Source organism: Saccharomonospora sp. NPDC046836, assembly GCF_040645195.1.
Lineage (GTDB): Bacteria > Actinomycetota > Actinomycetes > Mycobacteriales > Pseudonocardiaceae > Prauserella_A.
Window position 1 is genome coordinate 13,997 of record NZ_JBEYXW010000047.1, and the last position, 23,962, is coordinate 37,958.

General features: G+C 69.9%; 27 protein-coding genes. 13 read left to right on the forward strand and 14 right to left on the reverse strand.

All coding sequences use genetic code 11. The features are described 5' to 3' along the window. The first annotated feature begins 154 nt into the window (after window positions 1-154). From ABZ863_RS31735 to ABZ863_RS31775, 9 genes are all read left to right on the forward strand, one after another. Complete coding sequence (locus ABZ863_RS31735) at window positions 155-1,801, forward strand: IS1182 family transposase (RefSeq protein WP_358288862.1); 1,647 nt, start codon at window positions 155-157, stop codon at window positions 1,799-1,801. Window positions 1,802-2,291: 490 nt separating this feature from the next. Beyond that, the gene (locus ABZ863_RS31740) at window positions 2,292-2,885 is read left to right on the forward strand and encodes a DUF4913 domain-containing protein (protein ID WP_358288859.1); all 594 of its coding nucleotides are present in this window, start codon (window positions 2,292-2,294) and stop codon (window positions 2,883-2,885) included. Then, window positions 2,882-3,649 carry a glycosyl hydrolase gene (locus tag ABZ863_RS31745; protein WP_358288856.1) on the forward strand — a complete coding sequence of 256 codons (768 nt, stop codon included), beginning with the start codon at window positions 2,882-2,884 and terminating at the stop codon, window positions 3,647-3,649. Before ABZ863_RS31740 ends, ABZ863_RS31745 begins: the two co-directional genes overlap by 4 nt. Then, the gene (locus tag ABZ863_RS31750; protein ID WP_358288853.1) at window positions 3,646-4,122 is read left to right on the forward strand and encodes a hypothetical protein; all 477 of its coding nucleotides are present in this window, start codon (window positions 3,646-3,648) and stop codon (window positions 4,120-4,122) included. Before ABZ863_RS31745 ends, ABZ863_RS31750 begins: the two co-directional genes overlap by 4 nt. Next, the gene (locus ABZ863_RS31755) at window positions 4,119-4,784 is read left to right on the forward strand and encodes a hypothetical protein (protein ID WP_358288850.1); all 666 of its coding nucleotides are present in this window, start codon (window positions 4,119-4,121) and stop codon (window positions 4,782-4,784) included. Before ABZ863_RS31750 ends, ABZ863_RS31755 begins: the two co-directional genes overlap by 4 nt. Beyond that, a complete protein-coding gene (locus ABZ863_RS31760; RefSeq protein ID WP_358288848.1) occupies window positions 4,781-5,608 on the forward strand; it encodes a large ATP-binding protein in 828 nt (275 codons plus the stop codon). The genes ABZ863_RS31755 and ABZ863_RS31760 overlap by 4 nt, the downstream gene beginning before the upstream one ends. Window positions 5,609-5,632: 24 nt before the next feature. After that, a complete protein-coding gene (locus ABZ863_RS31765) occupies window positions 5,633-6,451 on the forward strand; it encodes a winged helix-turn-helix transcriptional regulator (RefSeq protein ID WP_358288845.1) in 819 nt (272 codons plus the stop codon). Between the two features lie 145 nt (window positions 6,452-6,596). Then, entirely contained in the window at window positions 6,597-7,547 is a 951-nt protein-coding gene (locus ABZ863_RS31770) for a DUF317 domain-containing protein (protein ID WP_358288842.1), read from the forward strand. Window positions 7,548-7,604: 57 nt separating this feature from the next. Then, entirely contained in the window at window positions 7,605-8,093 is a 489-nt protein-coding gene (locus ABZ863_RS31775; protein ID WP_358543102.1) for a hypothetical protein, read from the forward strand. Here ABZ863_RS31775 and ABZ863_RS31780 read toward each other — a convergent pair. Continuing rightward, complete coding sequence (locus ABZ863_RS31780) at window positions 8,090-8,353, reverse strand: hypothetical protein (RefSeq protein ID WP_358288839.1); 264 nt, start codon at window positions 8,351-8,353, stop codon at window positions 8,090-8,092. The genes ABZ863_RS31775 and ABZ863_RS31780 overlap by 4 nt on opposite strands. A 217-nt stretch (window positions 8,354-8,570) precedes the next feature. On the opposite strand from ABZ863_RS31780, the gene ABZ863_RS31785 reads away from it, so the two are divergent. The 3 genes from ABZ863_RS31785 (at window position 8,571) to ABZ863_RS31795 (ending at window position 9,650) form a co-directional block, all read left to right on the forward strand. Continuing rightward, a complete protein-coding gene (locus ABZ863_RS31785) occupies window positions 8,571-8,918 on the forward strand; it encodes a DUF317 domain-containing protein (RefSeq protein ID WP_358288837.1) in 348 nt (115 codons plus the stop codon). A gap of 100 nt (window positions 8,919-9,018) precedes the next feature. After that, window positions 9,019-9,231, forward strand: coding sequence for a hypothetical protein (locus ABZ863_RS31790; protein WP_351283529.1), 213 nt, complete (start codon window positions 9,019-9,021; stop codon window positions 9,229-9,231). Window positions 9,232-9,332: 101 nt separating this feature from the next. Beyond that, window positions 9,333-9,650, forward strand: coding sequence for an esterase (locus ABZ863_RS31795; protein WP_358288834.1), 318 nt, complete (start codon window positions 9,333-9,335; stop codon window positions 9,648-9,650). A 300-nt stretch (window positions 9,651-9,950) separates the two neighbouring features. Here ABZ863_RS31795 and ABZ863_RS31800 read toward each other — a convergent pair whose 3' ends face one another. From ABZ863_RS31800 to ABZ863_RS31860, 13 genes are all read right to left on the reverse strand, one after another. Continuing rightward, a complete protein-coding gene (locus ABZ863_RS31800; protein WP_358288832.1) occupies window positions 9,951-10,727 on the reverse strand; it encodes a TatD family hydrolase in 777 nt (258 codons plus the stop codon). After that, the gene (locus tag ABZ863_RS31805; protein WP_358288829.1) at window positions 10,724-12,013 is read right to left on the reverse strand and encodes a 7-cyano-7-deazaguanine synthase; all 1,290 of its coding nucleotides are present in this window, start codon (window positions 12,011-12,013) and stop codon (window positions 10,724-10,726) included. Before ABZ863_RS31805 ends, ABZ863_RS31800 begins: the two co-directional genes overlap by 4 nt. Beyond that, window positions 12,013-12,780: a hypothetical protein gene (locus tag ABZ863_RS31810; protein WP_219088727.1), complete on the reverse strand. Its 768-nt coding sequence runs from the start codon at window positions 12,778-12,780 to the stop codon at window positions 12,013-12,015. The genes ABZ863_RS31805 and ABZ863_RS31810 overlap by 1 nt, the downstream gene beginning before the upstream one ends. Then, on the reverse strand, window positions 12,780-14,681 hold the full coding sequence (locus tag ABZ863_RS31815; protein WP_358288825.1) for a P-loop NTPase fold protein: 1,902 nt from the start codon (window positions 14,679-14,681) through the stop codon (window positions 12,780-12,782). The genes ABZ863_RS31810 and ABZ863_RS31815 overlap by 1 nt, the downstream gene beginning before the upstream one ends. A gap of 627 nt (window positions 14,682-15,308) precedes the next feature. Continuing rightward, complete coding sequence (locus ABZ863_RS31820; RefSeq protein WP_358543105.1) at window positions 15,309-15,704, reverse strand: hypothetical protein; 396 nt, start codon at window positions 15,702-15,704, stop codon at window positions 15,309-15,311. Window positions 15,705-15,819: 115 nt separating this feature from the next. Continuing rightward, window positions 15,820-17,592: a relaxase/mobilization nuclease domain-containing protein gene (locus ABZ863_RS31825; protein WP_358195470.1), complete on the reverse strand. Its 1,773-nt coding sequence runs from the start codon at window positions 17,590-17,592 to the stop codon at window positions 15,820-15,822. Further along, a complete protein-coding gene (locus tag ABZ863_RS31830; RefSeq protein WP_358288822.1) occupies window positions 17,592-18,257 on the reverse strand; it encodes a MobC family plasmid mobilization relaxosome protein in 666 nt (221 codons plus the stop codon). Before ABZ863_RS31830 ends, ABZ863_RS31825 begins: the two co-directional genes overlap by 1 nt. After that, complete coding sequence (locus ABZ863_RS31835) at window positions 18,254-18,478, reverse strand: hypothetical protein (RefSeq protein WP_219088720.1); 225 nt, start codon at window positions 18,476-18,478, stop codon at window positions 18,254-18,256. Before ABZ863_RS31835 ends, ABZ863_RS31830 begins: the two co-directional genes overlap by 4 nt. A gap of 102 nt (window positions 18,479-18,580) precedes the next feature. Continuing rightward, entirely contained in the window at window positions 18,581-19,648 is a 1,068-nt protein-coding gene (locus ABZ863_RS31840) for a DUF2637 domain-containing protein (protein ID WP_358195474.1), read from the reverse strand. Further along, entirely contained in the window at window positions 19,645-20,211 is a 567-nt protein-coding gene (locus ABZ863_RS31845) for a WhiB family transcriptional regulator (protein ID WP_358195476.1), read from the reverse strand. Before ABZ863_RS31845 ends, ABZ863_RS31840 begins: the two co-directional genes overlap by 4 nt. Before the next feature lie 114 nt (window positions 20,212-20,325). Continuing rightward, window positions 20,326-21,030, reverse strand: a complete 705-nt coding sequence (locus ABZ863_RS31850) for an ATP-binding protein (protein ID WP_358195478.1) — start codon at window positions 21,028-21,030, stop codon at window positions 20,326-20,328. Continuing rightward, entirely contained in the window at window positions 21,030-22,049 is a 1,020-nt protein-coding gene (locus tag ABZ863_RS31855) for a hypothetical protein (RefSeq protein WP_358195479.1), read from the reverse strand. The genes ABZ863_RS31850 and ABZ863_RS31855 overlap by 1 nt, the downstream gene beginning before the upstream one ends. A gap of 1 nt (window position 22,050) precedes the next feature. Further along, window positions 22,051-22,377 carry a transcriptional regulator gene (locus ABZ863_RS31860; RefSeq protein WP_358195481.1) on the reverse strand — a complete coding sequence of 109 codons (327 nt, stop codon included), beginning with the start codon at window positions 22,375-22,377 and terminating at the stop codon, window positions 22,051-22,053. Between the two features lie 584 nt (window positions 22,378-22,961). On the opposite strand from ABZ863_RS31860, the gene ABZ863_RS31865 reads away from it, so the two are divergent. Beyond that, entirely contained in the window at window positions 22,962-23,804 is an 843-nt protein-coding gene (locus ABZ863_RS31865) for a helix-turn-helix transcriptional regulator (RefSeq protein ID WP_358543107.1), read from the forward strand. The last annotated feature ends 158 nt before the right edge of the window (window positions 23,805-23,962 follow it).

A 23,962-nucleotide genomic window follows, 5' to 3' on the forward strand; every position in this document is an offset into this window, starting at 1 on the left:
CTCTGTTGCCCACGCCGAGGGCCAGCGATACGGGCACCCCGGGCCGCCGACCCGGGAAGGGATGCTGTTGGTTAATCCAGGCCCTTGCGTGACGTCGGCCCCCGAGACCCGTTGGTCTCTCGGGGGCCGACGTTGTCGTTTGGGGAGGGTGTCTGTGTCGATGCGGTCGGGTGGGTCGGGCGAGATCCCGGTGGAGACAGTGCGGGTGGCGCTGGCCGCGTTCCCGAAGGGCAGTCTGGCGATCCGGGTCCGTGACGAGCTTGGGGTCATGTTCCAGGACGGGGATTTTGCGGCGCTGTTCGGTGTGCGCGGCAGGCCGGCGTGGTCGCCGGGTCGGCTGGCGCTGGTGTTGGTGCTGCAGTTCGTGGAAGGGCTGACCGACCGGCAGGCCGCGGAGGCGGTGCGGGCCCGTATCGACTGGAAATACGCGCTCGGGTTGGAACTCACGGACACGGGATTCGACTACTCGGTGCTGTCGGAGTTCCGGGACCGGCTGGTCGGCGCGGACGGGGGTCGGGAACTCCTGGACGGGGTGCTGTCGGCAGCCCGGCGACATGGGCTGATCACTGCCGGAGCAAGCGCGCGGACCGACTCCACGCATGTGCTGTCCGCGGTTCGTGAGATCAACCAGCTGGAGCTGGTCACCGAGACCTTGCGCGCGGCGCTGAACGCGGCGGCCCGCGTCGAGCCCGGCTGGGTCGGCGAGAACGCCAGAGCCGACTGGTTCAAGCATTATGCGACCCGTGCTGAGGAGTCCCGTTTTCCCAAGGCTCGCGTCCAACGGGATCAGGTATACCGGCGGATCGGCGACGACGGAACGCTTTTGCTGCGGATGGCCTGGGCCGACGACGCCCCACCACGGCTGCGGTCCCTGCCGGAGCTGGAGGTCCTGCGGCAGGTGTGGGTCCAGCACTTCCACCTGATCGATGGCGAGGTGGCGCGTCGTGGCCCAAAAGACCGGCCGCCGGGTGCGACGCGCCTGGTCAGCCCGTATGACACCGAGGCCCGCGGCGGGGCCAAGGGGGAGGTGCGCTGGGACGGCTACAAGGTCCACGTGACCGAGACCTGTGATCCGGACACGGTGCATCTGATCACGAACGTGAGCACCACCGTCGCCACGGTGACGGATGCCCAGATGGCTGCTGTCGTCCACGCCGGCCTGGCCGAGCGGGACCTGCTGCCCGGCGAGCACTGGGTGGACACCGGCTATGCCAACGCCGGTGCCGTGGTCGCCGCACGGCGTGACCATGGCGTCGCCCTGCACGGGCCGATGCGGCCGACGACCGCTCCGCATGCCCGCACCGCCTACGCGCAGGAAGCCTTCGCCATCGACTGGGACAATCAACGTGTGACCTGCCCCTCCGGGGTGGCCAGCACCCAGTGGCACCAGCGCCGCTCCAAGACCGGACATCCGACCGTCCGGGTCCGGTTCTCCCCGGCCGACTGCCGGTCGTGCCCCGCACTGCGGGAGTGCGTCAACTCGCCCAGAGCCGAGCGCCGGGAGATCAACCTGCGTCCCCGCGAGGAGTACGAAGCCCTCCAACACGCCCGCGCACTCCAGCAGGGCGACGAGTGGAAGGCCCGATACAAGATCCGTGCCGGTGTCGAGGGAACGATCTCTCAAGGAGTCCGTGCCTGCGACCTACGCCGGTCCCGCTACCGGGGCATGGCGAAGACAAGCCTCCAGCACCAACTCACCGGCGCGGCGATCAACCTCATCCGCATCGACGCCTGGCTCACCGGCACACTCCACGCTCGAACCCGAGCGAGCCACCTGACAGCACTTCGCCCCGCCGCATAGCGACGGGGCGAAGCAAACGGGCCCGGATTAACCAACAGCATCCCGGGAAGGGATGGCGGCCTCCCTTGTCGGCGGTGGTCCTGCCCCTCTGGGCGGAGGAGACGCCGGGGGCAGGGGCGGGGAACGGCGATGGGGAGCGTACGGATCCGCCATCACCCGATGGGAGAGGCTCACCCGTCCTGCCCCGGCTCCCACGGACGCGGCCGGTCGGCTCCGCTCGGACTTCGTGGAGTGGATGCAGGGCCTCGACGCCGGCTGGGTCACCGCGACTCCGGGGGTCGGCCGTCCAGCGCAGCTCACCGCGCTCGGCAACGGTGTCGTCCCACAACAGGCTGCGCGCGCCTTGCATTTGCTGGCACCGCCCTTTCCCCACTGTCCCCACCGCGCCGACCCGTAGCGCTCCACTACCGCGTTCTTCCGGCCGGACCAAACCGCTGTTTCTCCGGATCCTCTCGGGCATGTCGCCGTCTCACAGATGGAGCACACCCACATGGCCGACAACAGCCCGACCTCCCCCGGCCCCGAGCCGTACCGCGTCCCCGACGCAGACCTTGACGACCTCGCCAGCACCCTCGCCAAGACCATGGCCGAGGTCAGGCAGCATGGCGTCATCCTTGACCGCCTCGGCTCCGAGCCCGAATCCGTCGCCGGCCAGTCGACGGACGGCGCTCCGGAAGCCGAGGCGGCTGACGGCAAGAAGACCGACGGCCCCGCCTCGGTGTTCATCCTCGCCCTGGGCGGCGAGGCGTACGCCGTCGAACTCGCTGCCCTCAGCGACTGGGTGCACCACCTCTTCTTGCCGGTGTACGGCCGGGAGATCAGCACGAGCCGTCCCTGGTGCGCGCACTGGCACGAACACCCCGAGGCCGTCGCCCGGCTCCACGCACTCTGGCTCGCTTGGCAGCAGTTCACCGACACGGAGGCCGGCCTGTCCGGTCCGTCGACCTGGCACCGCGACCATCTGGACCAGACCCTGGCGCACCTACGTGCACCCGACGGACCCTTCGCGGCCTGCACGACCAGCGCAACTCGCCCCAACCACCGGGTGCTGGCCACCCCGGCGCCCGAGCAGGCGGCGGCGTGATCGACACCCTCGACTTCGACCTCGACGACCTCTCGCCGACCGACGATGCCTCCGAGGAGGCGATGGAGGCTCTCCGTGCTGGCGACTTGACGGTGCTGTCCCAACACCACACCACGCCCGCCGGTTCGCACAGCTTCGTCCTCGCCCACGACCGATCGGTCACGTGGGGGATCCCCGGCGAGCCGCAGCTCGTTGCGATCGCGGTCGCTCGGGATCTGCGGCAGTCCACGTTCACGTTCGAGACGAGCCACCACGCCACGGTGTCCTACGCCCAGAACTGGCTGGCAGAACGCGACTGCCCCCTCGAACAGCTCGCACTTCGCGGTGGCGACTTCATCGAGCCCGCCGACGACCTCACCGTCCAGGTGGAACACCAGATCCAGAAGTCGGGCACCCGCTACGAGGTCCTCTACACCTACACCTCGGACTACGACCCCAGCGAGGCGTGGACACTCGTCCGCGACTCCCAGGCCACCCAGGCACCGGTTCGCCTCTTCTACGAGAAGTGGAACCACGATGCCGCCACGTACACGATGCGCGAGGGCGCCTTCCCCGACATCGCCGTCGCCCAGACCTGGCTCGACAAGCGCAGCGAACCGCTGCCCGAGCCTCCGGAGTACAGCGACCACAACGGTGCTGTCCGATCCCGCGTCGCCCTCTCCCGGTCAGCCGGCACCTCTCCGACACCGCACGCCCGTCTCCACGCGCCCCGCGCGACAGCGGCGGCACCGTTCCCGCGCCCGGTCCAGGGGAGGCTGCTGTGAGCCGCGCCCGCTTCGGCTTCGCCGCGCACCCTGACGCCATCGTGGACCTGCGAGAGCTTCCCGATGGAATACGCGACTTGGCTTTGCTGGAGCTTCAGAACCTGGTCCACGGAAGCGACGACTGCCTGCCGTTGAAGGGCCGTCTCGCCGGCTTCCACAAGGTGTACGTCGACCCGGATGTCGCCTACCGGCTGGTCATCCAGTTCCGGCAGGCCCCACCGACCTCGACTCACAAGCGCGAGATCTACCTCGTAGCCGCTGGCAACCGTAAGGACTACGCGGTCTACCGCGCGGCCCACCTGCGTACCGGCCCCCAGCAAGAGGTCGGACCGGACTCCGCCACGGAGGCCCGCGTGCAGGCCGCCCGGTCTCGCTCGACGCTCACCGCCGAACGTCCGACAGCGGGCCGCGCGACTGCCCCGTCAATAGCGCCGCCCTCGGCCACTGCCCCCCGAAAGGCCGCCCAGCGATGACCAACGACCGTACTGCGCTGACCCGTTCAGAGCTGGCGGATCTCCTCACCGAGGCCGCTCAGAACGTCGGCGGCATCCCTGCCGCCGAGTACCCGACGGCTGCCGCCCGCTCCTACCTGCATCCCGTCTTGGGTCCGCTGGCCGCTGGGCCCCGCGTGATCACCGGGCTGAACGACCGGTTCGAGGGCTTCGTGGCCGCCGAGCCACGCCCCGCTGGTTCGGCGGGCCTGTTCGCTCTGGCCTCCTACGCCTCCGCGCTGGGGTGGCTCACCGAGTCGTTCGCCGAGCTGACCTCCTCGGTCGACGAGATCTGTACCCGCGTGGGCATCCCTACGGAGCCTTGCGCCCCGATCGTCGCCGCGTCCGGCGGAACCGAGCGGGACGACGAGTTCGGCTTCGCGTTCAGCGCGCTTGAGTTGGAGGCGGTCCGCAACGCAGCCGAAGCCGCCGGTCTCGCGCCGGACGACTACGTCGAGGTTCTCTCCCAGTCGCTGCTCGCCGCCGCCCGGATCACCGACGCCTGCATGGAGATCTCCAGCGGTCTGCTCGATGACGCCGATCTCCTCCGCGAAGCGAGCGACCGCCCACGGCTCGGCGACGACCCCGGGAGCCTGCCGGCTCTGGTCCGCTCTCTGCTCGCCCGGATGGAGGGGACGGAGTGAACCCGTACGACGCAGACACACACCCTGGGCCTTATCTCGTCGTCGAAGTGCTTGGTGTCGGGGATGTCAGCGTGCCCGCCCTCGCGCATGGTCCGGGGGAGCCGCTGCACCAGGCCGCTACGCGCGTCATCGAAGCCGCAGCGGCGTTGGACGAGCGACACGAGAGCGTGCTCGACGCGGTACAGCGGGCTCAGCGGCTGCTCGAAGGCGTCGGTCGCGATGAACTCGGCCGAACCCAGGTGTCGCACGTGCTGCTGCGGACCGCACTCCCTGAACTCGGAGACGTTCTGGCGCAGCAAGGCCGAGCCTACAGCCAGCTCGTCGAGTCCCTGTCCGACTACCGGCGGCTTCTTTCCGCGCCTGAGCCTGCTCAACGCGTGACCACCAAGAGCCGCGGGCAGGGCCAGAAGACGAGGCCCGACCGGGACGACGACTGGGCCGTCGCCGGGGAGCGCGGGCTGGTAGCCCTCGAAGCCGTTGCGGCCGGAGGCGTTCGCTTTCGCCGCAACGCGATCGGCGAGGACCCGTACATCTCGCGGGAGAAGGCCCAGCGGCAGGAACCGGCGGTCTTCCCGCAGACCGTGCAGAGGCTGATCGCCGACGGGCTGCTGCATCGGGACACCACCGAGAACGTGTATCGGCCCGGCCAGCTCCTCTCGCTCACTTCGCAAGGCGAAGCCGCCCTGCGTGCTGGTCGCGCGACGATGTCACGGGTGTCCGCCGCCCTCGGCCGCACCACCACGCAGACGAAGTCAGGCGCGCTCGCCGACTCAGCCGCCGTGCTCGTCGCCAGGACCTCCCTCGCGGCCCCCCGCTCCCGCTGACCCCCTCCCGACAAGGACGCCACCATGCCCACCCCCGGCCTGCCTCCCACCTTCTCCATCGCTTCCATCGATGCCCAACGCGTCGAGGAGGCTCTCGCCCGGATCGGGCCCAAGTGGACCACCTGGACCGCGATGACCCTGGCCCAGGTGAACGGCCCCATACGCATCCGCGATGTTGCTGCGCAGCTGCCCTTCGTGAGCGAGCAGTTCGTCGGCAAACGGCTGGCCACGATGCACGCTGACGGACTGGTGATCCGCGATGACGACCGGCGGGGAGCGCCGTACCGACTCAGGGCGCTCGGCACGTCTCTGGCCCCCGTACTCCGCACGGTGTCGGACTGGTCCCGCACCCACCTGACACAGGAGCCGATGGCCGAAGCCGAGCGTGTCGAGGATGCGCTGCGCCGCCTGCACCTTCGGCACTCGACTGCCGTGATGCAGGCCCTCGACTCGGCTGACGGCCCGATGCGGTTCGTTCACATTGCCGAGGCGGCCCGCCTGGACAACGGCCTCGCGCGGCAGCGACTCCTCCGGCTTCAGGCCGATGACCTGGTCGCGCGGACGGGCTCCCGGCACGGAGACCCTTACGTGCTCACCGATGCCGGCCAGGCGTTGGGGGCCGTCTACGCGAGTGTCGAGCACTGGAGCCAGCCCTTCGCGCTGCGAAGTGGAACAGCGGCACCGCATCCGGCAGGGCAGCAATGCGCACCCACGTCGGCATTCCGCTGGGGGCGGGGACCGACAGCGCCGGGACCGCGGTGGCCCTACGGCGAAGCGCCGCCGCGTCCAACGTCATGTTCAGCCACGCGCCGCAGCCGGAACCGCGGGTACCCGCAGCCGTGACCGATCAGTCGGCACCGGGCCGGGGCCGGTGACGGGAGTGAGAACTAGAGCCCACTCGCCGCCACGGCATCCGCGTGCGCTCCAGCGGCTCTCGCCGCTGCTCACGCGGATCCGTTCTCTTCCTTCGCTTCCGGAGCACTCGACCATGTACGCCCCTGATGACCCGAACCGATACCAAGAGGTGCTGGTCAGCCCCATGTATCTGGCTGGTTCCAACGGGACCGGTGAGGCTGGTTTCGCACCCGTCGCCCACTGGCCACACCAGTACCTCGATGAGGGCCCCTGCCAGCTCCTCGTAACCTCTCCCGACCAACGGATTCGGATCGGCTGGTTCGGCGACGACTTCGAACTGTGGAAGATCAGCGCAGCCGAGGACGCCTTCTCGGCGCCTCGCTGGACAGCAACGTTCAACCACGTCACCCCGGCCGAGATGGTCGCCGGCCTCACCACCGCACTGGTCCAGGACTACGACGAAGCGATCGCTACCGACACCCCCGGCCGCTTCTTGACAGGGCCAACCGTCCCTTGGAGGGACACCGTCCGGCCGCTGACCGATGCCGGCTGGAACCTTGACGGAGCTGCTGAACTCGGCACCGTCGAGATCATCGCTCCTGACGACCAAGCGGGCATCCATATCGATCGGCGCGGCTTCGGCTCCGACCGCAGGACCGTCGAGCTGTGGGCTGGCCCGCCGGGCTGGGGCACTCGTGCCGAAGCGACCTTTACGGCCCGCACCCCGCCCCATTTGATCGCCGCAACCGCCGCTGTGATGGCCAAGTCGACCCCGGTGGTCCGCGAACGCCACCAAATCGACCGGCGTATGCAGAACCTGGTCACGATGACCCCTGTCGCTTCGGTCACGCCGATCGCCGAGGCTCAGGTCTCCCGTGCTCCGACTCCGCTGGACGTACGGCGCACCGCGGTCACCCAGGCCGTGCACCGTGCCGCGCGGGCACCACGCACAGCAGCCGACCTCCGGGTGATGGCCGCCCAGAGCCGCTCCACGGGTGCGGCGCAGAAACGGACGGGCCACCCCGCGCCCGCGACCTCTGCCCGGCTGCCGGCCAGCTTGCCGGCGTCACGGCGCGGGCGCTGACTCCCACCCCAAGCCGCACTCCACCCGCAACCGTCCCTGCACAACAGGAGTTCCACCATGCCCACCACCACCATGCTCGACCATGCCACAGCCGTGATCGAGAACGCCTGGGGCCAGCCCATCGAAGCTCTTGAGGTCCTCGGGGTCCGCCGCTCCAGCGAGGACCCGCTCCTGCGCTGCGCCATGCACACCCGGACGGCCCTGGCCATCACGGACATATCCGTCCACCAGGACCGTTTTCACGCCCTGTCCCGGCATGGGTACGTGCCTGACTTCTACGAACTCGACCGGATCACCGACACGGCGGTCAGCCTCCGCGTCGCCACGCAGAGAGTCGTGCGTACCTCCAGGCGAACAGGCGCGTGGTGGAGGCTCGTGAGGCCGCCGCACCCGAGGTTGAGGCGCCAACGGTTCGGCTGGCACAGGCCGCTGTCGCCCGCTCCGGGCAGACGCGGCACGCCCCGGGGGCCGTGCCCGAACCGCCCTCTCCGGCGGCTGCCGTCGGGCCCCGGCGCCCGCAACGGGGTTCCGACGTTGAGCAGTTAGCTCTGATTCTCGTCGCGGTGGCCCTCTTCGGCGCGAGGGCCCACCGTGCGGGCCAGCTCCTCCATCGTCAGCTCCACGCGCCGGCCTTCGGCGACCCGGCGCTCCACCGTCTCCTCGTCCGGCCACTGGTCGGGCTGTGCGCCGACTCCCCACTGGCCGTCGGCGACCATCGCGATGTCGCCCACGGTCCACCGCCGCCCGGCCGCGCGGATCTTGCGCTCCAACCCGGCGCCGTCCCAGGGTCCGCTCGTCTCGGCCATCGCTGTCCCCCTTCTCTCGCCTGCGGCCCGTCACCGCAACCCATGTAGGACAACCCCGGCGGCCTGTCCATTCCCCGGTCTCCCGTGACCTGCCGACGACCCCCAGTTCGCCCACGGCAGACGTCCTTGCCGGGAAACGACTACGCACTTCGGCATGCCGCATGCCAACGTACGGGTGTCGGGAAAACCGCAGGTCAACGAAGGGATTCATCTAACCGTGAGCACCTCTGCCACCCTCCTTCCGGTCGTTGTCCGCCCCACGGCGGATGCTCTCCACTGGCTCTCCGCCGACCACGGTGCGGGCCCGGTGCTCGATCTCCTGGACGCACTCGGGTGGGCGATCGTCGACACCCCCGAGGCCAACGTCCACGCGACCAGCCCCGACGGCTGCGTCTACGTCGGCTGGCTCCCCGAGGACCCGTCGGCCTGGCAGCGCAACATCGTCTGGCACGTCCGGGTGCAGCCCCCCGATGGCGACGCATGGGTCCAGGAGTTCGGTCTCCACACCCCCTCCGAGGCCGTTGCCGGATTCCTCGCCGCCCTGGTCACCAACTCCTCGTGCTGACTGCTGGTCAGGCTCCGCTCATACATCCACCGACGGCTCGACGACTCCCCGTCGTCGGGCCGACCAGCCCCGTCAATGTCCACCGTTCACGGAGACTCCCTTGCCCCAGTACCTGACCGTCGGCCACCTGCTCCGCCAGCTCCAGGAACTCGACCCCAACCTGCCGGTCCGTCTCGCCGTCAACCCCGACTTCCCCTTCGCTCACTTCGTGGGGGCCGAGGTCGTCGTCCGCGATGGCAAGGCGTACATCGCCGACGACGGCCAGGAGGACTACCTCCCGGTGGGGGCGCGCGACGCCCTCACCTGGGCCTGATCGCTTCCCTACCATCACGGAGGCTTCCCATCTCGTCACTCTCGCGCCCCGCACCCCGCCTCGCACTGCACACTGTCGCGGCGCGCCCCATGCCGCACGGCGTGCACAGCGCGCTTCTCCAGCGCATCTCCACCCGCCCCGACGGTCCCCTCGACATCACCTGGCTCGCCGCCGAGACTTCCAGACTCCCCCTCGGGCGCATTCGACTGCGCTGGGAGCCCGCATCGCGCAGCGGCTGGGACGTCACGACGCACCTGGGGCTGACCACTGCCGAGGTTCTCCTCGGTTCCTGGCCCGCCTCCCCGGACGACTGGCCGCGCCTAGTCCGTCCGACCCTGTACGAGGTGACCGGCCTGTGCGCCGCCCTCTCTTTCGCGACCGACGCCCTCGACCTCTCCAACCGTCTCGCCGGAGTCTGATTAGCCACCGAACGCGTAGGCCGCTGACCTGTACCGCGGCTGGGGCTCGTCAGTGATGTCCTACGGCGTGCTGACTGTGATCGACGCTGATGAGCTTGCCACTGACTCTCAGCCGCTCCCACGCCTCTGTGGCATCGAAATCGTTGTACATGTCCGGCGACGCTATCGGCTGAGGGGCAGGGCTGCTCCTGGAATGACAAGACCGCATGCTGTAGGGAACTCCAGGCCTGGATCCCGGAGGGACCTTCCCCGCTACGAGGCAGCACTCTCCGGCGGCTCAGGCACCCACCCGCTGAGCGCTCAACGAGGCGGGAGCGATGCAAGATGAGACCGCACGTGCCGGCTGAAGTGTGCTGCGCAACGCGTGTCTCTCACGAGTGCAGCCAGGTTGTGCCATACGGTCTGGCGAATATCCCTGGGCGTTGTCCGATGATGGCGTGCCAGGGTCTGCTCCACGGCGGCGACGTTGCCGGGCAGTGGCTGAGCGGAGCTGCGGTCGCCGAAGGGGTGGTCGGTCTCGGTCAGCACACGATCGAGCGGGATGGTCTGCAGCAGAGCCGTTTTGCGTGCGGCGGAGACGTTGACGGAGAAGTAACAGCCCAGGCGGACGGCACGGGCGGTCTGTTCCGGGGCGCCGAGCCACCAGTGGAGGACCATGCCAGGGACCGGGGCACGTTCGAGTTCGTCGAGCACCTGCTTGCAGGCGCCGTAGCTGTGGATGCTGGCGATGCGCGGGGTGCGCTCCAGAACGCCGAGCACACTGCGGAGAGTGGTCTGCTGGCGCTCGAGCGGGACGCGGCTCTTGCCGTCGAGTCCGATCTCGCTGACCAGGGGCGTGTGGGCGATCAGCTGGGTGAAGGTGTCGGGGTCGAATGCGGTGTGGCTGCGGGCGAGTCCGGGATGAGCGCCGACTCCCCAGATGATCCGGTCGTCGTGCCGCTGGACGGCCTCAGTGGCCTCGGTCAGGGAGCGGGTGGCGGCGAAGATGACGGCGCCCAGGCCTGCGAGGTCGTCGGCCGGGACGCTGGTGTCGATGTGTGCGTGCAGGTCCAGCGGCGGCAGTGCGCTCGTCCTCATGGGTACAGCAACTCCAGTTCTGCGACGCCCCGCGTGCACAGGTCGTAGGCCTGGCGGGTGGAGTAGTCGGAGGGCAGGTTCAGGGTCGTGATGTCGGCCGGGCGCAGCCCGCGAGCGAGGAAGGTGCGCAGGGAGGGTTCGACCGACTTGCCGGTCAGGTAGGCGCTGAGGTTCTCGGCGTGGCGGGTGTGAAGGTAGTCGGTCCTGTCCTCCATCTGGGCGGCGCGGAAGGAGGCGCGGCGCAGCAGGCAGCCGAAGCACACGCCGCAGTGGGTGCGTACGGGGATGCGGTGGGTGCGGTGTCCGGTGTGGGCGCAGGAGTGGGTGTTGCTGAGCAGCCGGGTGGCTGCGGCAGGGCCGACCAGTTCGGCGGCCCGCGTGAACATTTCGCCTTTGGTGTGGGCGGCGAAGGGGTTGTGGATGTGTGCGTGGGCTCCGGCGTCGTGCGCGATGGCTGCCAGGGTCTGCAGGAAGAGTGGGTGGGTGGTGCGGGTGGATACGGCGCCGCGCTGGTCGGCGGTGAGCGGCACGTTGAGGGAAGCGAAGCCGTTCTCCGGGATCCACAGCGGGACCTCTTCCACTGCTGCGGCCGCCAGGCCGAGGGCGAGGAAGAGCAGGGAGCGGGTGCGGGTGGAGTACTCGTTGGGCAGTTTCGTGCCGGTGGGCTGATGGCTTTTGCGGGAGAAGCGCAGGGCCTGGTGGGGCTGTGAGGGGCCGTCGATGAGGTGGGCAATGGTGTCGGCGACAGTTCGCTGGATGGGGGCGAGGGTGGTGGCGCCGACATGGGAGAGCAGCAGATGCTGCTCGGGGGCGAGGTCGTGGCGGGAGTGCAGGGCGCCGACGGCAGAGTCGGCGCCGCCGCTGAGCAGGACCACGCGCCGGATCCCGGGGTGTGGTGTGTCGTGAACGGCTTCGTGCGGGGCACCGGCGGTGTGGAAGCGGATTGACCATCGGTCTCCGGACAGGAAAGCCAGGAGGGCTTCGAGGCGTTCGCGCACCGCGGTCCAACGGGCCGGGTCGTAGACAGGGACGTCCAGTTCGAAGGTGCGCTGGTTCCAGTTGGAGCGGGCGGCGCGGCGGGGGGCGGTACGGTCGGCGGCGTAGACCAGGGTGGCCAGGCGGACCAGTTCGATATTGGGTTCGGGGACGGGGCCCAGGGCTCCCAGGGACGGTCCGAGGGTGGAGACGAAAGAGCCGCCGGCCCCGGCGGGCCACCAGAACGCGGTGGTGTCGTCAGGCATGGGGTGGGTGGTGTCTGCGTCCAAGCGCAGGATGTAGGCGGGCATCAGGGCTCCATCCAGATGGACCGCATCGCGGTGATGCCCTCTTCGACGGCCTGGGTGATCTCGGTGGTGCTGGGGCCAGTGGTCGTGAGGAAGGCGCGGTCCGCCAAGGCGCGTGCGGTCTCACGCAGTTGGCGTTCGCCGTTGGCAGTGGCCCAGGCAGGGCGGGAGCCGTCGTTCATCGTCGCCGCGGTCTCGCTGATGACCGCCTCGAAGATGATCAGTGCCAGGGTTTCCCGGACGACTTCGTCGGGGCTGGGGGGTGTGCTGTCGCTGCCGGCTTCCAGGACCCATTGGGCCACTTCGCTGGCGACGAAGCGGCGTTCTTGGTCTTCGATGGTGCCGTCGGCGAGTGGCCCGCAGGCCGCGTCCACGATCCGGCGGGTCCAGTCGATCGGGTCGTCGGCGGCGGCCTGCAGTTGTGCGTAGTCGAGGCCGAGTTCCTGCAGAGCCTGCGCGTTGCCGGTGCGGTAGGCGTAGGCCGCGGCCGCGGCGCGGCCTGCGGTGCGTGAGGACCGGGCGATGCTGCGCTGTGCCCCTCCCCCGCTACGGCCTCCTCCGGCTCCCGCACCTCCGCCGCCGGGGCCGTCGGCGTGGCCGCCGGAGGGGCGGAACAGACCGAGGGCAGGGATCAACTGATCGGTGTTGAGCTGGGGTGAGGGCGCGCCGGGGCCGGAGCCGGCCAGAACGTCGAGCCACTGGGTGACGTTGTGCTGCAGTTGTTTGCTGGCCGGTGTGCCGTTTCCGGTGTAGGAGCCTTTGGTGCCCATCAGCGGCCGCTTCCTGTGCCCAGGGCGTGGTCGAGGGTGCGCCCGATCTGGTCCTGGCCGGCCGGGACATGGCTCTTCCAGTGCTCCAGCACACCGCGGAAGACGGGGACGGCGGACGGGAGAACCAGGATGGTGGCCGGTTGCAATTCTCGGGCAGGAATGGACTGCAGGAGGCGGGTGGCCCGCTCGGCGCTGGCCGGGTAGGCAGTGGTGATGCGAACCAGGCTGCGTACGGCTGCGGTCTGTTCGGTAGGCCGGTCTCGGCCGGCCCGGCCGAGGTATTCGACCAGGCTCAGGGCGTCGTCCTCGCCGAGCGCGGTGATGTCGGCTTCGGTGACCCGGCGCTGGTCGAAGCGCACGCTGGACAGCAGGTTGGCCGCGATGTCGCGCAGCCGGCCGGGCAGTCCGGCGTCGAGGAGCTGCTCGCCGGTGAACGCGGCTGCCAGGTAGAGGTAGGGGGCCAGGTCCACGGGGCCGAGGTCGGGGGGAAGTTTGGCCCATCGGATCAGGTCGTCGTCGAAGGTGACCGGCTCGCTCTCGCCTTCGTCCGGCGTCGGTTGCTGTCCCGGGGAAGGGGAAGCGGCGTCGCCGGGAGCGGGGTCGGCGGCAATGTGGTGTTCGGGGGCGGGCCGGCCGGCGGTTGTCTCCAGTTTGGCCATGCGGGAGCGCAGTTCGCCGCGGGCCAGCCACCCCAGGACGGTGGCGAAGGCGTTGGGCAGCAGCTTCTCCAGAACCATGAGCTTGGCCACGATGTCCGGCTCGAGTTCGATGCCGCGATGGCCGGCGACGGACTGGCGCACCCGCAGGTCGTTGAGGAAGCGCTTGATGCGGCGGGGGCTGCCTTGGAGCTTCTCGTAGAGGATGGGTGTCATCCGTGAGGCAAAGGCCATTTCGGCGAAGATGTCGTTGCCGTTCACGGCCTCGGCCAGGTCGTCCAGCAGGCCCTTCTCGAGCCGCAGGTGTACGCAGGCCTCGATGTAGGGGGTGAGTTCCTCGACGGTCAGGCGCTGAGAGAGCTGCAGCAGGACGAGGAATGCCTCGGTGTCGAAGCGGCTCAGGGTGGGCAGCGGCACCGTGGTCTGCACGATCTTGTGCAGGTAGAGGCTGGCCGGTTCCTCGAAGTATCTCTCTTGTGCTGACTGTTGTCCGCTGCCGGGGTCGGGGAAGCGGGCTCGCAGGGCGTCGGCAACCCGGTGCTCGTCGGCGGCGACGACGAAGGCCATCTTCGGCACGGCCAGGAACAGCCGGATGGTCTCCAGCGTGTCCACGACCGTGTCGGGCAGGCAGCGGTCGAGATCGTCGACCAGCACGACCACGCGCCTGAGGTGGCTGAGTTCGGCGGACTCCATCAGTGTGCGGAAATCACTGCGGAAGTCGCCGAGTCCGCGTGAGGGCGGGTCGCCTGCGTCGGCATCATCGTTGCCGGGCTCGGTGTTGATCAGGCTGGTGAGGTCGTCGACGGAGGGCAGCTGCAGGGTCAGGGACGTCTTGGCCGCCACTTGCAGGGCCTTGGCCCAGTCGACTCGCTGGCGCAGCTTGGTCAGCATCGTCCGGGCGCGGCTGACGCGGCCCTCTGGCTGTTCCTTCTTGGCGAGCTCGGCGGCGACGGCGCTGAGCACCTCGCCGATCAGGGTTTCCTTGGCGCCCACACCGGGGTCGTAGCGCCACGGGTCTGTGCTGATCACGAGAATGGTCGTGTCCGTTGCGGGCGGCTTGGGGGCGAGTTCGTCCTCGATGAGGCGGAGCACGGTGGTCTTGCCGCTCCCCCAGGCGCCCGAGACTCCGACGGTCACCGGGTCAAGGGCGTCGTCGAGGACGGCCTGGACCACGGTTTTGGCCACCGCGTCAAAAGACAGAAGATCCAGGTGGGTCGGCTCGTCCGACCACAGCTGTGCAGACATATTGCTCTTGCCCATCCCCAGGGCCTGTGACCATCTCGTCTCAGGCGGTACCCGCACCAGCACTGCGCATACGGGTACTCCCGAGTGTGCAGCAAACACCCACAATAGTGCTCGTTTCATCCTCAACAACAGGCACAGGTGCATCCGTTGCGGCCGCCGACGTGGCCGACGCCGACCCGGGGCGGGCGGCGGATGACTGCATCCTCGGTCTGCCCGTGCCGACGAGATTCTGCCATTGCGGGCGTGAAGCCGGGCGCGTGCCACAGCCGAGAGAGTAGCCGCCAGCCCGCACCCAGTACGCCAATGCGTCGATCAATTACCGCCGCGGATGCTCGCGTGGGCACTCACCCGGCATCGCGGGCGGCACCAGCGGTTCGAGCACCGCCCACTCGACATCAGAAAGATCCGTAGGATCCCCCCCGCCGTTCGGCCACACGCGCCTCCCCATGGTGCAGGGCCTGCTAGCTCGCCTGCCCTTACCGGGACTTAGCAGATACCTACTAACTCCATTGCTGTTACGTTCCGTTACGCGACAACGTTCAAGGTGCAGCGCCAGTCTGTCGGCAAAACGGCACGGTGGGTTAGGCGCCACTGTCACCCCGGTGGCGCCTCCAGCCCGTTACCTGCCTACTCCAGGTAGATGCCGGCGAATACCCCATCGAACCCGAGCGCGGCCAAGCCCGCCTCGACACTCGGGTAGGTCGTCCCGTGCGGGCCGCCGACCAGGGCGTCGAAGTCGGCGCGGCTGATCTCGGGCTCGAGCCACTGGTTGCCGCACCGGCAGCGGACCCAGACGTTGCGCCCGTGGTTGATGAGCAGCCAGTCGCGTCGGGCACGGCAGGCGGAGCACATCACGGGGATGCCCCCGACGGCGAGTTCGCGTGAGTGGCCGACGCAGCGAATCGCCCCGGGTCCGTCGGCCGGCCGCATCTCCGCCTGGAGCTGCAGCAAGGGGTCGGTACCAGTGAGAAGGACGGGCAGCGCGGGTGCCGGCTCCGTGGTGCGGGTGGTGGTTCTGAGCACGAGCGTCATCTCCCGGTCGTCGGTCCTGTTTTCATCCGTAACAGCCGGTGGAACCGGCTGTCCATACCTTTCGCAGCGTCCGCTCGGTTAGTGACCGGCTGCCGGTTCGACCTGGTCAGCGACGTGGCGAGCGGCGGTTGGGGTCTTGCATGGTCCCGAGCGGCGCGGTTGCCGTCGCGTTCCGTTCACCGGTGCGGCTGCTCGACGTCTTGGCCTGGCGGGTGGCGGCCTGCGGACGACGGGCACCGTCACCCGGGTGTGCCGGGAGCTGGGCGATGCGCCGCAGGCGCCAGACCAGGACGTCGCTCACGTCATCGGCGCTTTCGAGTTCGCGCATGTCGATGGCCTGGCGCAGGAGGGCTTCGGAGTCGTGGCCCGCCCGCTCGGCCTGGGCGAGGGTGGCGACCAAGGCGTCGCTCCTCGCTTCCATGCCCCCTGCCCGTACGGCCTTCTCCGGCAGGACGGCGCGAAGGGTGGCTTCGTGCGTGCGGCGCTGGGCTTCTGGAAGGGCCCGACCTTCGTCGTGCAGCGCTCGCATCGGGGTGGCGGCGGCCTGCCGGTAGGCGGTGCGCAGGTGCGCGGCGGCTTGTCGGGAGGCGTGGGCCTGCTGGGCGTGTCCGCGGGCGGAGTGCCAGCGGGCGGCGGCGAGGGTGACGAGGACGAGGGTGGAGACGAGCATGGCGGTGGTGCCGCCGTCCTCGCCTCGGCCGAGCGCCCCGCCGGCCTGGACGATGCCCCGGGCGGCTGAGCGGAGAGCCCAGGTGTCGGCGCGTTCGGTGCGGACATGACTGCGGGTCGCCCGCTCGAAGGCGCGAGCTGCGGCGGCCAGCTCGGCGCGGGTGGTGGCCGGTGAGGTCTGGGCCACCGCGTCGAGGAGTTCTCCGACGCCGACGAGCTGGGCGGCGGCCTCGCCGTCCTCGTCGCGTTCCAGGAGCGTGGCCGAGCGCTCGGCGATGACGGTGGCGTTGCGTCGTTGACGGGCGGGCGGTGACCAGTTCGTCCGGTCAGCGGCGACCGCGGGCGTGCTCGGCGCGGCGGCCCCGTCGGTCAGGCGTAGGCGGATCTTCGGCAGGGAGAGGTCGGGGGCCAGTTTGGAGCCGGGGTACCAGACCGGTTCGCCGTGGCGGTTGCGGTCGCCGGGCAGGGCCACGTTGTAGCCGAGCGCGTCACCGGACGGAGCGTGCCGCAGCTTCACCCGTACCCCCGCCTCTCGGAGCCGCGTGAAGAACTCCTCCTCCGAGTCCGCTCCCGCCACGGCTCGACGAACGGCCTCACGGAGCGTCTCGCGCGAGGTCTCCGGGCGGCCGGTGCGCTCGGCCTTGAACTTCTCGGCGCTGCTGGGATTCTTCGCTGCGGTTCCGTCGCCGGCGTTCAGGTGCCGCAGGCCCATCTCCTTCTCGATGCGACGGCATTCGGCCTGAGCCTTGTTGAAGTCGTAGTTCAGGCGCGGGTTGCGCAGGTCGCCGCGTACGAGTGTGGCGACGATGTGGATGTGGTCCTCCGCGTGGCGGACGGCGATCCACCGGCAGCCGTCGGGGTCTCCGGCCGGGGCGATGCCGGTGGCGTGGACGATGCGCTGGGCGACGGCGTTCCACTCCTCGTCGTCCAGCCGCCGGTCCCCCGGGGCGGTGCGGACCGAGCAGTGCCAGACGTGCTTGGCGGGCGCGCGGTCGCTGGCCTGCTTGACCCGCAGGTCCAGGGCGGCGGTGAGCCGGGCGAGGGTGACCTTCGGGTCGGGGTCGAGGCCGGTGTCGCGGCCGGGGTCGGGGGCGAAGCCGTCCCAGGAGCCGACAAGGTGTGCGTCAGTGTGCTCCTCGCGCCGTCCGGGGCCGTACAGGTAGACGAGGAGGCCGTGGGTGCGGGAGCCGCGTCCGATGTCGGGAACCATCACAGCCGCCGGGTCACCAGGTCATTCGCCGCGTCATCGACGCGGGCGAGAAGTCCGGTCAGCGCGCCCAGCGCGTGTTCGAGTTCACCGGCGCGCGGCTGGCCACCACTGTTGAGGACGAAGGCGATCTGGTTGATGTTGTTGCCGATCCGGGCCAGCGCGGTGCGTAGAGCGGCGAGTTCGTCGATGGCGGTGTCGAGCTGGTCGTTGCTGTGCATGGCGGCGCGTCCGCGGGCGGCGCTCAGGCCGGCGGTGGCGAGGAAGCGGGCGACGGTAACGCCGCGCTGGGTGGCGGCGTCGGTGATCTCGGCTTTCTCGGTGTCGGAGAGGCGGGTGGTCGTCTTGCGGGCGCGCTCGCTCGGGTTGCGGCTACGGCGGCGCGGGGTGCGGTCGGGAAAGGCGGGCGTGCTCGGGCTCGGCTGCTCGCGGTCGGCAGGGTCACCTGCTTCTCCCCCGGTGACCGGCGCCCCCTGGTGTCGGTTGCCCGGCTGGTCCCCGTGCGCCCTCGCTCGGGGACCAGCCGGGCTTCCCTCGCCCTCCTGGGCGGGGGCAGGTGCGTACGACGGGCCGTAGGACCGTCGTACGCGATAGCTTGCTCCGCCAGGAGCCGTGATGGGGTCACGCTGCTGTCCAGCGGGGGTGGCCACCGGGTCGTTGGTGTTCACCGACTCGTCTCCGGGTCCTGCTGCTGGATTTCGCGGACGAGTTCCTCGATCCAGTCCATGGCCAGGACCGGGTGGTGCAGGGTCCAGGGGCGGTCGTGCTGCTCTCGTTGCACGATCCAGGTGGTGTCGGGGCCGGACCGGGCGCGGTGGAGGTGTCCATGCTGGTGCAGGACGGTCAGCCAGGAGTCGACTTCGGCGGGTGTGGCCGGGTGAGTGCGCATCGGGTGCTCTCCGCTTCTGCTGTGGCGGGATATCTCGGAGACATGCGGAGCGGGTGACCGGCCGGGGTAACCGGCTTGGTCACCCGCTCCGTGGAGGTTCGGTCAGGGCCGGGAGGAGGTGACCGGCTGGCGGTGCTGCTCGCGCAGCTGCGCCATCAGCGCGGTCAGGGTGTCGCTGGACAGCGGGATCTGCTGACCTCGGATCGCCTGGGCGACCACCTTGCGGGTCAGTTTGTCCTCGGCCCTGACCGCCGACCGGGCGATCTTCAGCAGTTTCTCGGTGTCCGGGTCAGGACGCCGGTCACCGGTCGGCCGGGCGGCCCGGTCAGTGACCGGCGGCGAGGTGACCGGCGGGGCAGTGACCGCCGCCGGGCTGCCCTGGTCATCACCGACCGGGGCCGCGCTGTCGGGGCGGTCAGCGACCGTCCGCCCCTTGTCCGTCTGTCCCTGCAGGTCAGGGGCACCGTGGCTCCGGTCGCGGTGGTCGGTGGCCGACTGGCCGCTGTCCGCCGGGGTCGAGTCTCCGGTCAGTGACTGGGTGGCGGTGTCTTCGTCGGTCAGGGGCGGCGGCAGCCGGTCGGTCGGAGAGGTGACTGGCTGACCGGACTTGACCTGACCGGCCGCTGGCCGCTGCTGACCGGCTCGGTTGGTCCGGGTGACCTCGATGGCGTCGCCCCGGTCGGTCTGACCGAGGTGGCCGGGCTGACCGCGGTTCTGCCGGTCAGTGTCCTTGACCGGGCCCCGGGCGATGAGGATGTAGAGGTGGACCGCTCCGGCCAGTGCGAGCGGGGCGATGGTGGAGAGCACCGCGACCACCGCGTCACCGAGCCGGAGTCCGGTGCCGGCGACCGTGTCCTGGTTGATGCGGACCGCGTGGAGCGCGTTGGCCCAGATGCTGGCTGCGGTGGCCGTGCCGAAGAGCGTCCAGACGTAGAGCCGGGCGCGCAGGGGTGCGCTGCGCAGAACCAGGAGGGCTCGGATGCCGTAGGCGATGAACCCGTCGATCACCAGGGGGAAGAGGTAGGTGAGGAAGCCCCGGATGTGGATGGCGACGGCCATCTGCTGCAGGGCGTCGTACGACAGCGCGCATCCCGCGCCCCCGAGGGCGACGACGGCCGCACGGTCCCACCCGGATATGTGCGCCGTCTTCGGCGCGCTCGCGGTGTTCATGCCGCCGTCCCGAAGTCGTCGCGGATCAGGCGCTCGCCGCTGGTCTCGGGGGGCGGAGTGTTCGTGGTGGGCTGGTTGAGGGTTCGGTTGCGCTCGGCTCGGCGGATCTCGCGGTAGCGCTTTTTGGCGTGCTCTTCGGTGACCTTCATAAGCCAGGCCAGGCGCTGCTCGGTCACCCCGTGGCGGTAGGCCGCGTGCTCGACCGCGCGGCGCTCCGCATGGGTGAGGTGCACGTCGCGCCCGGCGATGGTGGCGTTGACGCGGCTGTAGTCGAGGCGGCTGGCGAGCTTCTCGTGCAGCGGCCCGCGCTCCTCCTCCGTCAGTCCGCCCCGGATCCCGTCGGTGTCGCCCCCTTCGAGAGCGGCGTCCAGGCAGGTGCGGCGGACCGGGCACTGGCCGCACAGGGCCTTGGCCGTGGCGATCTTGGCGGTCTCATCGGGTTCGGGGAAGAAGACTTCGGGGTCCACCGGGTTGTACTCGGTGCTCTGGCAGACGGCGTCGGCCTGCCAGGTGTGGTCGCCGAGCTGACGGTGGTGGGCGGGGCCGTTCATCGTGCTGGTCATGCGGGGTGCTCCGATCGCTCTCCGCGCGCAGGGCGTCGGCGGAGAGGTGCGCTGGCGGTAGGCGCCCGGGACGGCGCTGCGGGGGCGCGGTCCGGCGGGGTGGCCTGTGGAGGGTCAGGCGGCGGCGCTGTGGCGTCTCCGGTCGACGGCCTCGAACTCGACTCGGGTAGTCATCTGCGCGAGCCTGCTGGCGACGCGGTCGCCGAGGTAGGAGCGCAGGTCCTTGATCGCCAGGTTGGTGGTGATCAGCGTGGGGAGTTCGTAGTTGTACCGCCGGTTGACCAGCCGGTACGTCACTTCCTCGACCCACTCGCTGGCCTTGGCCGCGCCGAGGTCGTCGATGATCAGCAGCGGGCAGCGGCTGACGGCTGCCAGCTCTCGCTCGCTGTCGACCCCGGGCCGGGGTCGGAGATCGGCGTAGAGGTCGGCTGCGGTGGTGGCGCGCCAGCGAACACCGACGCCGCTCTGCACCAGCGCTCGGACCGCACCGTACGCCTGGTGTGTCTTGCCCGCGCCGACGACTCCGGCCATCAGCAGGCTGGGCCCGGTGGTGACCTGTCGTCGGGCTCCTCGGCTGGGGGCGACGGCCGCCTCGGTGACCTTCCCGACCCAGTCCAGGACCATGGGGTGATCGGCGACAGCCGCCTGGTAGCGCGGGGGCATCCCGGTCAGGAGGGCGTCGAGCGGGGAGACCGGCTCGGCGTCGTCGGGGAGCGTGGCGTCGGCCGGGTCGATGTTGCGGGCGGCCAGGATCCTCGCCATGCGCTCCAGGATGGCTTCGTTGCTGAGGAGCTGCGGTTCGCGGCGGCGGGTGTGCATCACAGCTCCTCGGCGTAGGCGGCAGAAGCGTTGGCCGGGTTGGTCCACGCCTGGTGGGCGGGCACGTTAGGCCGGATTCCCGGCCGTGCCAAACCGCAGGGGCGAGCGTTCATCGCCTCGTTGACCATGCTGGTCAGCACGCTCGGGTGCTTCGGATTGGCCGCGAAGTTCGCCAGCCCGGCTCGGATGTGCTCCGGTGCGATGCCCTCGTCCAGGAGCTTCTTGGTGATCCGCCCGAGGTGCCCGATCACGTCGCTCGGGGGGCGCTGGTCGCACCCGGCGACGTACTCCCCGACGAGGTCCTTGGCGGAGATGCCGGCTGCGGGCGCTGTGCGCCCCGTAGGGACAAGAGATCCAGGATCCAGGATCCTAGATCCAGGCGCCGAGCCTTCGGGGAGGCTTCGGGGAAGGCTCGGGGAGCCTTCGGAGACAACCCTCTGACCTGCACTTTTAACGTCGGCCCGCTCGGGTGCGCTGATGGCTCCGTCGGCAGCCTCCTGCCGGTAAGCGGCTGGCCCGTCTGCCTGGTCCGGCACCGTCGAGGCGCGTACGGCAGGCAGATCGAGGGCTCGGTGTGCCCTCCCCGAGGTCTCGGCGAGTCCTCGGGGAGTGGTGGGCGAGCCCTCCGCCCTCCGGGTGCAGGAGCCCTTGCACGGTGCGCACCGGTCGGCAGCCTGGTGCTGTGGGCACGAGGGCAGGCGCGACTGGCTCGGCTTGTCGATCTTCTGGTGCTCGGACCAGGTCACGATGTGGAGGTAGCGGCGGCCGTCGCATCCCGTGTACCGGCAGATCAGTCCGGCGTTCGCGAGCTGGTGGAGGTCGTCCTCGACGTGGACCGAGGTGTGCTCGGCACGCAGGGGCCAGAGGAGCCCTGCGATGATCGCGGCGTTGTCCCGGTGGCGGCCGTGGTCGTCTGCCTGGGTAAGCAGGCCGAAGAAGGTCCTCTCGGCCGCTACGGTCACTTCGGCGAGTGATTCGGAGGTGAACGCCTCCGGCTTGACGGTTCGGATCCGGGCCATGTCAGCGGCCCCGCTCGGCGGCGACCAGGGCACTGCGGGTGAGGGTGGCGTCGGCGAGGCGGAAGGTGTGCGGGCGCATCCAGTCCACCTCTGGCCAGACCCGCAGGATCCAGCGGGCTGCGACCCTGGCGGTGGGGCGACCCAGCTCTACGGTCCTCCCGGCCTCGTCCTTGACGACGGCATGGAGGTGAGGCCACGTCTGTGTCGGGTCGGTGAGACTGACCCGGATGGTGGCCGCGCCCGGGATCATGTCGGCGAGCTGGGCGGCGAGGCGGCGTGGACGGACGTCGTCCGCGCAGGCCGGGCTTCCGCTCGGCGTGGCGAGCATGCGATACTCCGTTGTTCGTAGGAGCGCGGTGCGACGGTCTCGTGCAAGAAGCCCTGCCGCCCGCGTGATGTGCAATTGGCGCCCTTCGGGGTGCCAGCCCGGCGCCTGGGGAGTTGGTAGCTCCTCGGCGCCGGTTTCAGTTCCGGACCAGGTCACGGGTCGTATGCCGGCATCCGTCCCGCCTCCTTTCCGCTGGTCATCGGCCCTTCTCCGGGGCCCTGCCCGGCGTGGGACGACGAACATACGTAGACCCCGCGGACAAGTCCATCCCGTTGCCGAAAAGATCGTTTGCGGTCGGCTCACCCGGTGTCGGCTGGTTTCGCGCAGGCGATGTCGACATGGATCCGCGCCGCCTAGACGCAGTCCAGGCGCTTGCTGCGCGAGCAGTCATGACAGAGGAATAGGCATAGGGGTTCCCAGAGGCTGGCATCGTAGAATCGGCCCTGATCAACAGGTGCGGTACGGAAACGTACGTCAGTTTCGAAAATGCATCAACCCTGGCTTACAGTTGACCCCGACACCGAGCCCATCGCCACCACGCAGCAGGAGTGCCAGTGCCCCCTCGTCAGTTCGACGGCAGCCTCGTGCGGGCTGTCCGCCGGCGCAGGGACATGCACCAGAGGCAGCTGGGCGAGCTGGTGGGCGTCAGCGGCGCCACCGTCGCACGATGGGAATCCGGGAAGGATTTCCCCAAGGGCGAGAAGCTGCCGGCGATCGCAACAGCGCTCGACGAGCCGCTCGACGAACTGTTCCCTCATGAGGGACCTCCGGACCTACAGCTTCTGCGGTGCGACGCCGGCCTAAGCGTGGCAGAGGCGACCGAAATCATCGGGGCCAGCCGGGGGCCGGTGGGCAATGCCGAGTCCGGGCGGCGCAGGCTCAACGCCAGCTATGTGAAGCCGCTGGCGGTGGCGTACGGGGTGACCGAGGAGGAGCTGCTCGCGGCGCAGGATCGGTCGTTCGGCATTCGCACCACCTCCCCGCGTGACGATCAAGAAGCCGCGCCTCGCACAGTCGGAGAAAAGATCAACTTTCTCCTGCAGTACGGCTCCACCGGCGAGAAGGCACTCTCCGACGCGGAGATTGCGCAGCTCGTCAATCAGCATGCGCCGACGGCAGCCGTCACCGCCGAGGGCATCGGCGAACTGCGCGAAGGTACGGCAACCGAGGCATCGGATGAGGTGCGCGCCGGCCTGGCCCACGCCTTCCAGGTTCCCCCCTGGCTGTTCGGCGATGACGCCGAGCTGAGCCCCATGATCCAGGAGTTCCTGGAGGCTGTCCGTTTCATCAGCTCGATCCAACAGGGACAGGTCCTCGGCCTGGCGGCACGCGGCAGCGAGATCTTGTCCTTGAAGACGATGGCCGACATCAACAGACTCGTGGGAGAACTGAGGCACAAATTGTCCGGGGTTCAGGACAAGGAGTGACCCCGCCGGTATAGGCGGGGTCAGATCGCTGGCGGCGCTACTGCCTTGCAGGCGTGTCCGAGGACCCGTGACCGCCTTTCGGGCGTCAGGGGTAGGTCAGGAAGGAGAGGGAGGGATGTCACTCGTACCGGGTGGCGGAGTCGTGGCGCCGGTGTGCG

What these genes read in the sequence shown, in the direction of transcription:
- ABZ863_RS31770 (WP_358288842.1), top strand. Translation starts at nt 6,597, where the DNA reads ATGTACGCCCCTGATGACCCGAACCGATACCAAGAGGTGCTGGTCAGC.
- ABZ863_RS31835 (WP_219088720.1), bottom strand. Translation starts at nt 18,478, where the DNA reads ATGCGCACTCACCCGGCCACACCCGCCGAAGTCGACTCCTGGCTGACC.
- ABZ863_RS31780 (WP_358288839.1), bottom strand. Translation starts at nt 8,353, where the DNA reads ATGGCCGAGACGAGCGGACCCTGGGACGGCGCCGGGTTGGAGCGCAAG.
- ABZ863_RS31755 (WP_358288850.1), top strand. Translation starts at nt 4,119, where the DNA reads ATGACCAACGACCGTACTGCGCTGACCCGTTCAGAGCTGGCGGATCTC.
- ABZ863_RS31810 (WP_219088727.1), bottom strand. Translation starts at nt 12,780, where the DNA reads ATGGGCACCAAAGGCTCCTACACCGGAAACGGCACACCGGCCAGCAAA.
- ABZ863_RS31860 (WP_358195481.1), bottom strand. Translation starts at nt 22,377, where the DNA reads ATGCTCGCCACGCCGAGCGGAAGCCCGGCCTGCGCGGACGACGTCCGT.
- ABZ863_RS31800 (WP_358288832.1), bottom strand. Translation starts at nt 10,727, where the DNA reads ATGAGGACGAGCGCACTGCCGCCGCTGGACCTGCACGCACACATCGAC.
- ABZ863_RS31825 (WP_358195470.1), bottom strand. Translation starts at nt 17,592, where the DNA reads ATGGTTCCCGACATCGGACGCGGCTCCCGCACCCACGGCCTCCTCGTC.
- ABZ863_RS31775 (WP_358543102.1), top strand. Translation starts at nt 7,605, where the DNA reads ATGCCCACCACCACCATGCTCGACCATGCCACAGCCGTGATCGAGAAC.
- ABZ863_RS31805 (WP_358288829.1), bottom strand. Translation starts at nt 12,013, where the DNA reads ATGCCCGCCTACATCCTGCGCTTGGACGCAGACACCACCCACCCCATG.
- ABZ863_RS31845 (WP_358195476.1), bottom strand. Translation starts at nt 20,211, where the DNA reads ATGACCAGCACGATGAACGGCCCCGCCCACCACCGTCAGCTCGGCGAC.
- ABZ863_RS31740 (WP_358288859.1), top strand. Translation starts at nt 2,292, where the DNA reads ATGGCCGACAACAGCCCGACCTCCCCCGGCCCCGAGCCGTACCGCGTC.
- ABZ863_RS31850 (WP_358195478.1), bottom strand. Translation starts at nt 21,030, where the DNA reads ATGCACACCCGCCGCCGCGAACCGCAGCTCCTCAGCAACGAAGCCATC.
- ABZ863_RS31815 (WP_358288825.1), bottom strand. Translation starts at nt 14,681, where the DNA reads ATGTCTGCACAGCTGTGGTCGGACGAGCCGACCCACCTGGATCTTCTG.
- ABZ863_RS31855 (WP_358195479.1), bottom strand. Translation starts at nt 22,049, where the DNA reads ATGGCCCGGATCCGAACCGTCAAGCCGGAGGCGTTCACCTCCGAATCA.
- ABZ863_RS31840 (WP_358195474.1), bottom strand. Translation starts at nt 19,648, where the DNA reads ATGAACACCGCGAGCGCGCCGAAGACGGCGCACATATCCGGGTGGGAC.
- ABZ863_RS31765 (WP_358288845.1), top strand. Translation starts at nt 5,633, where the DNA reads ATGCCCACCCCCGGCCTGCCTCCCACCTTCTCCATCGCTTCCATCGAT.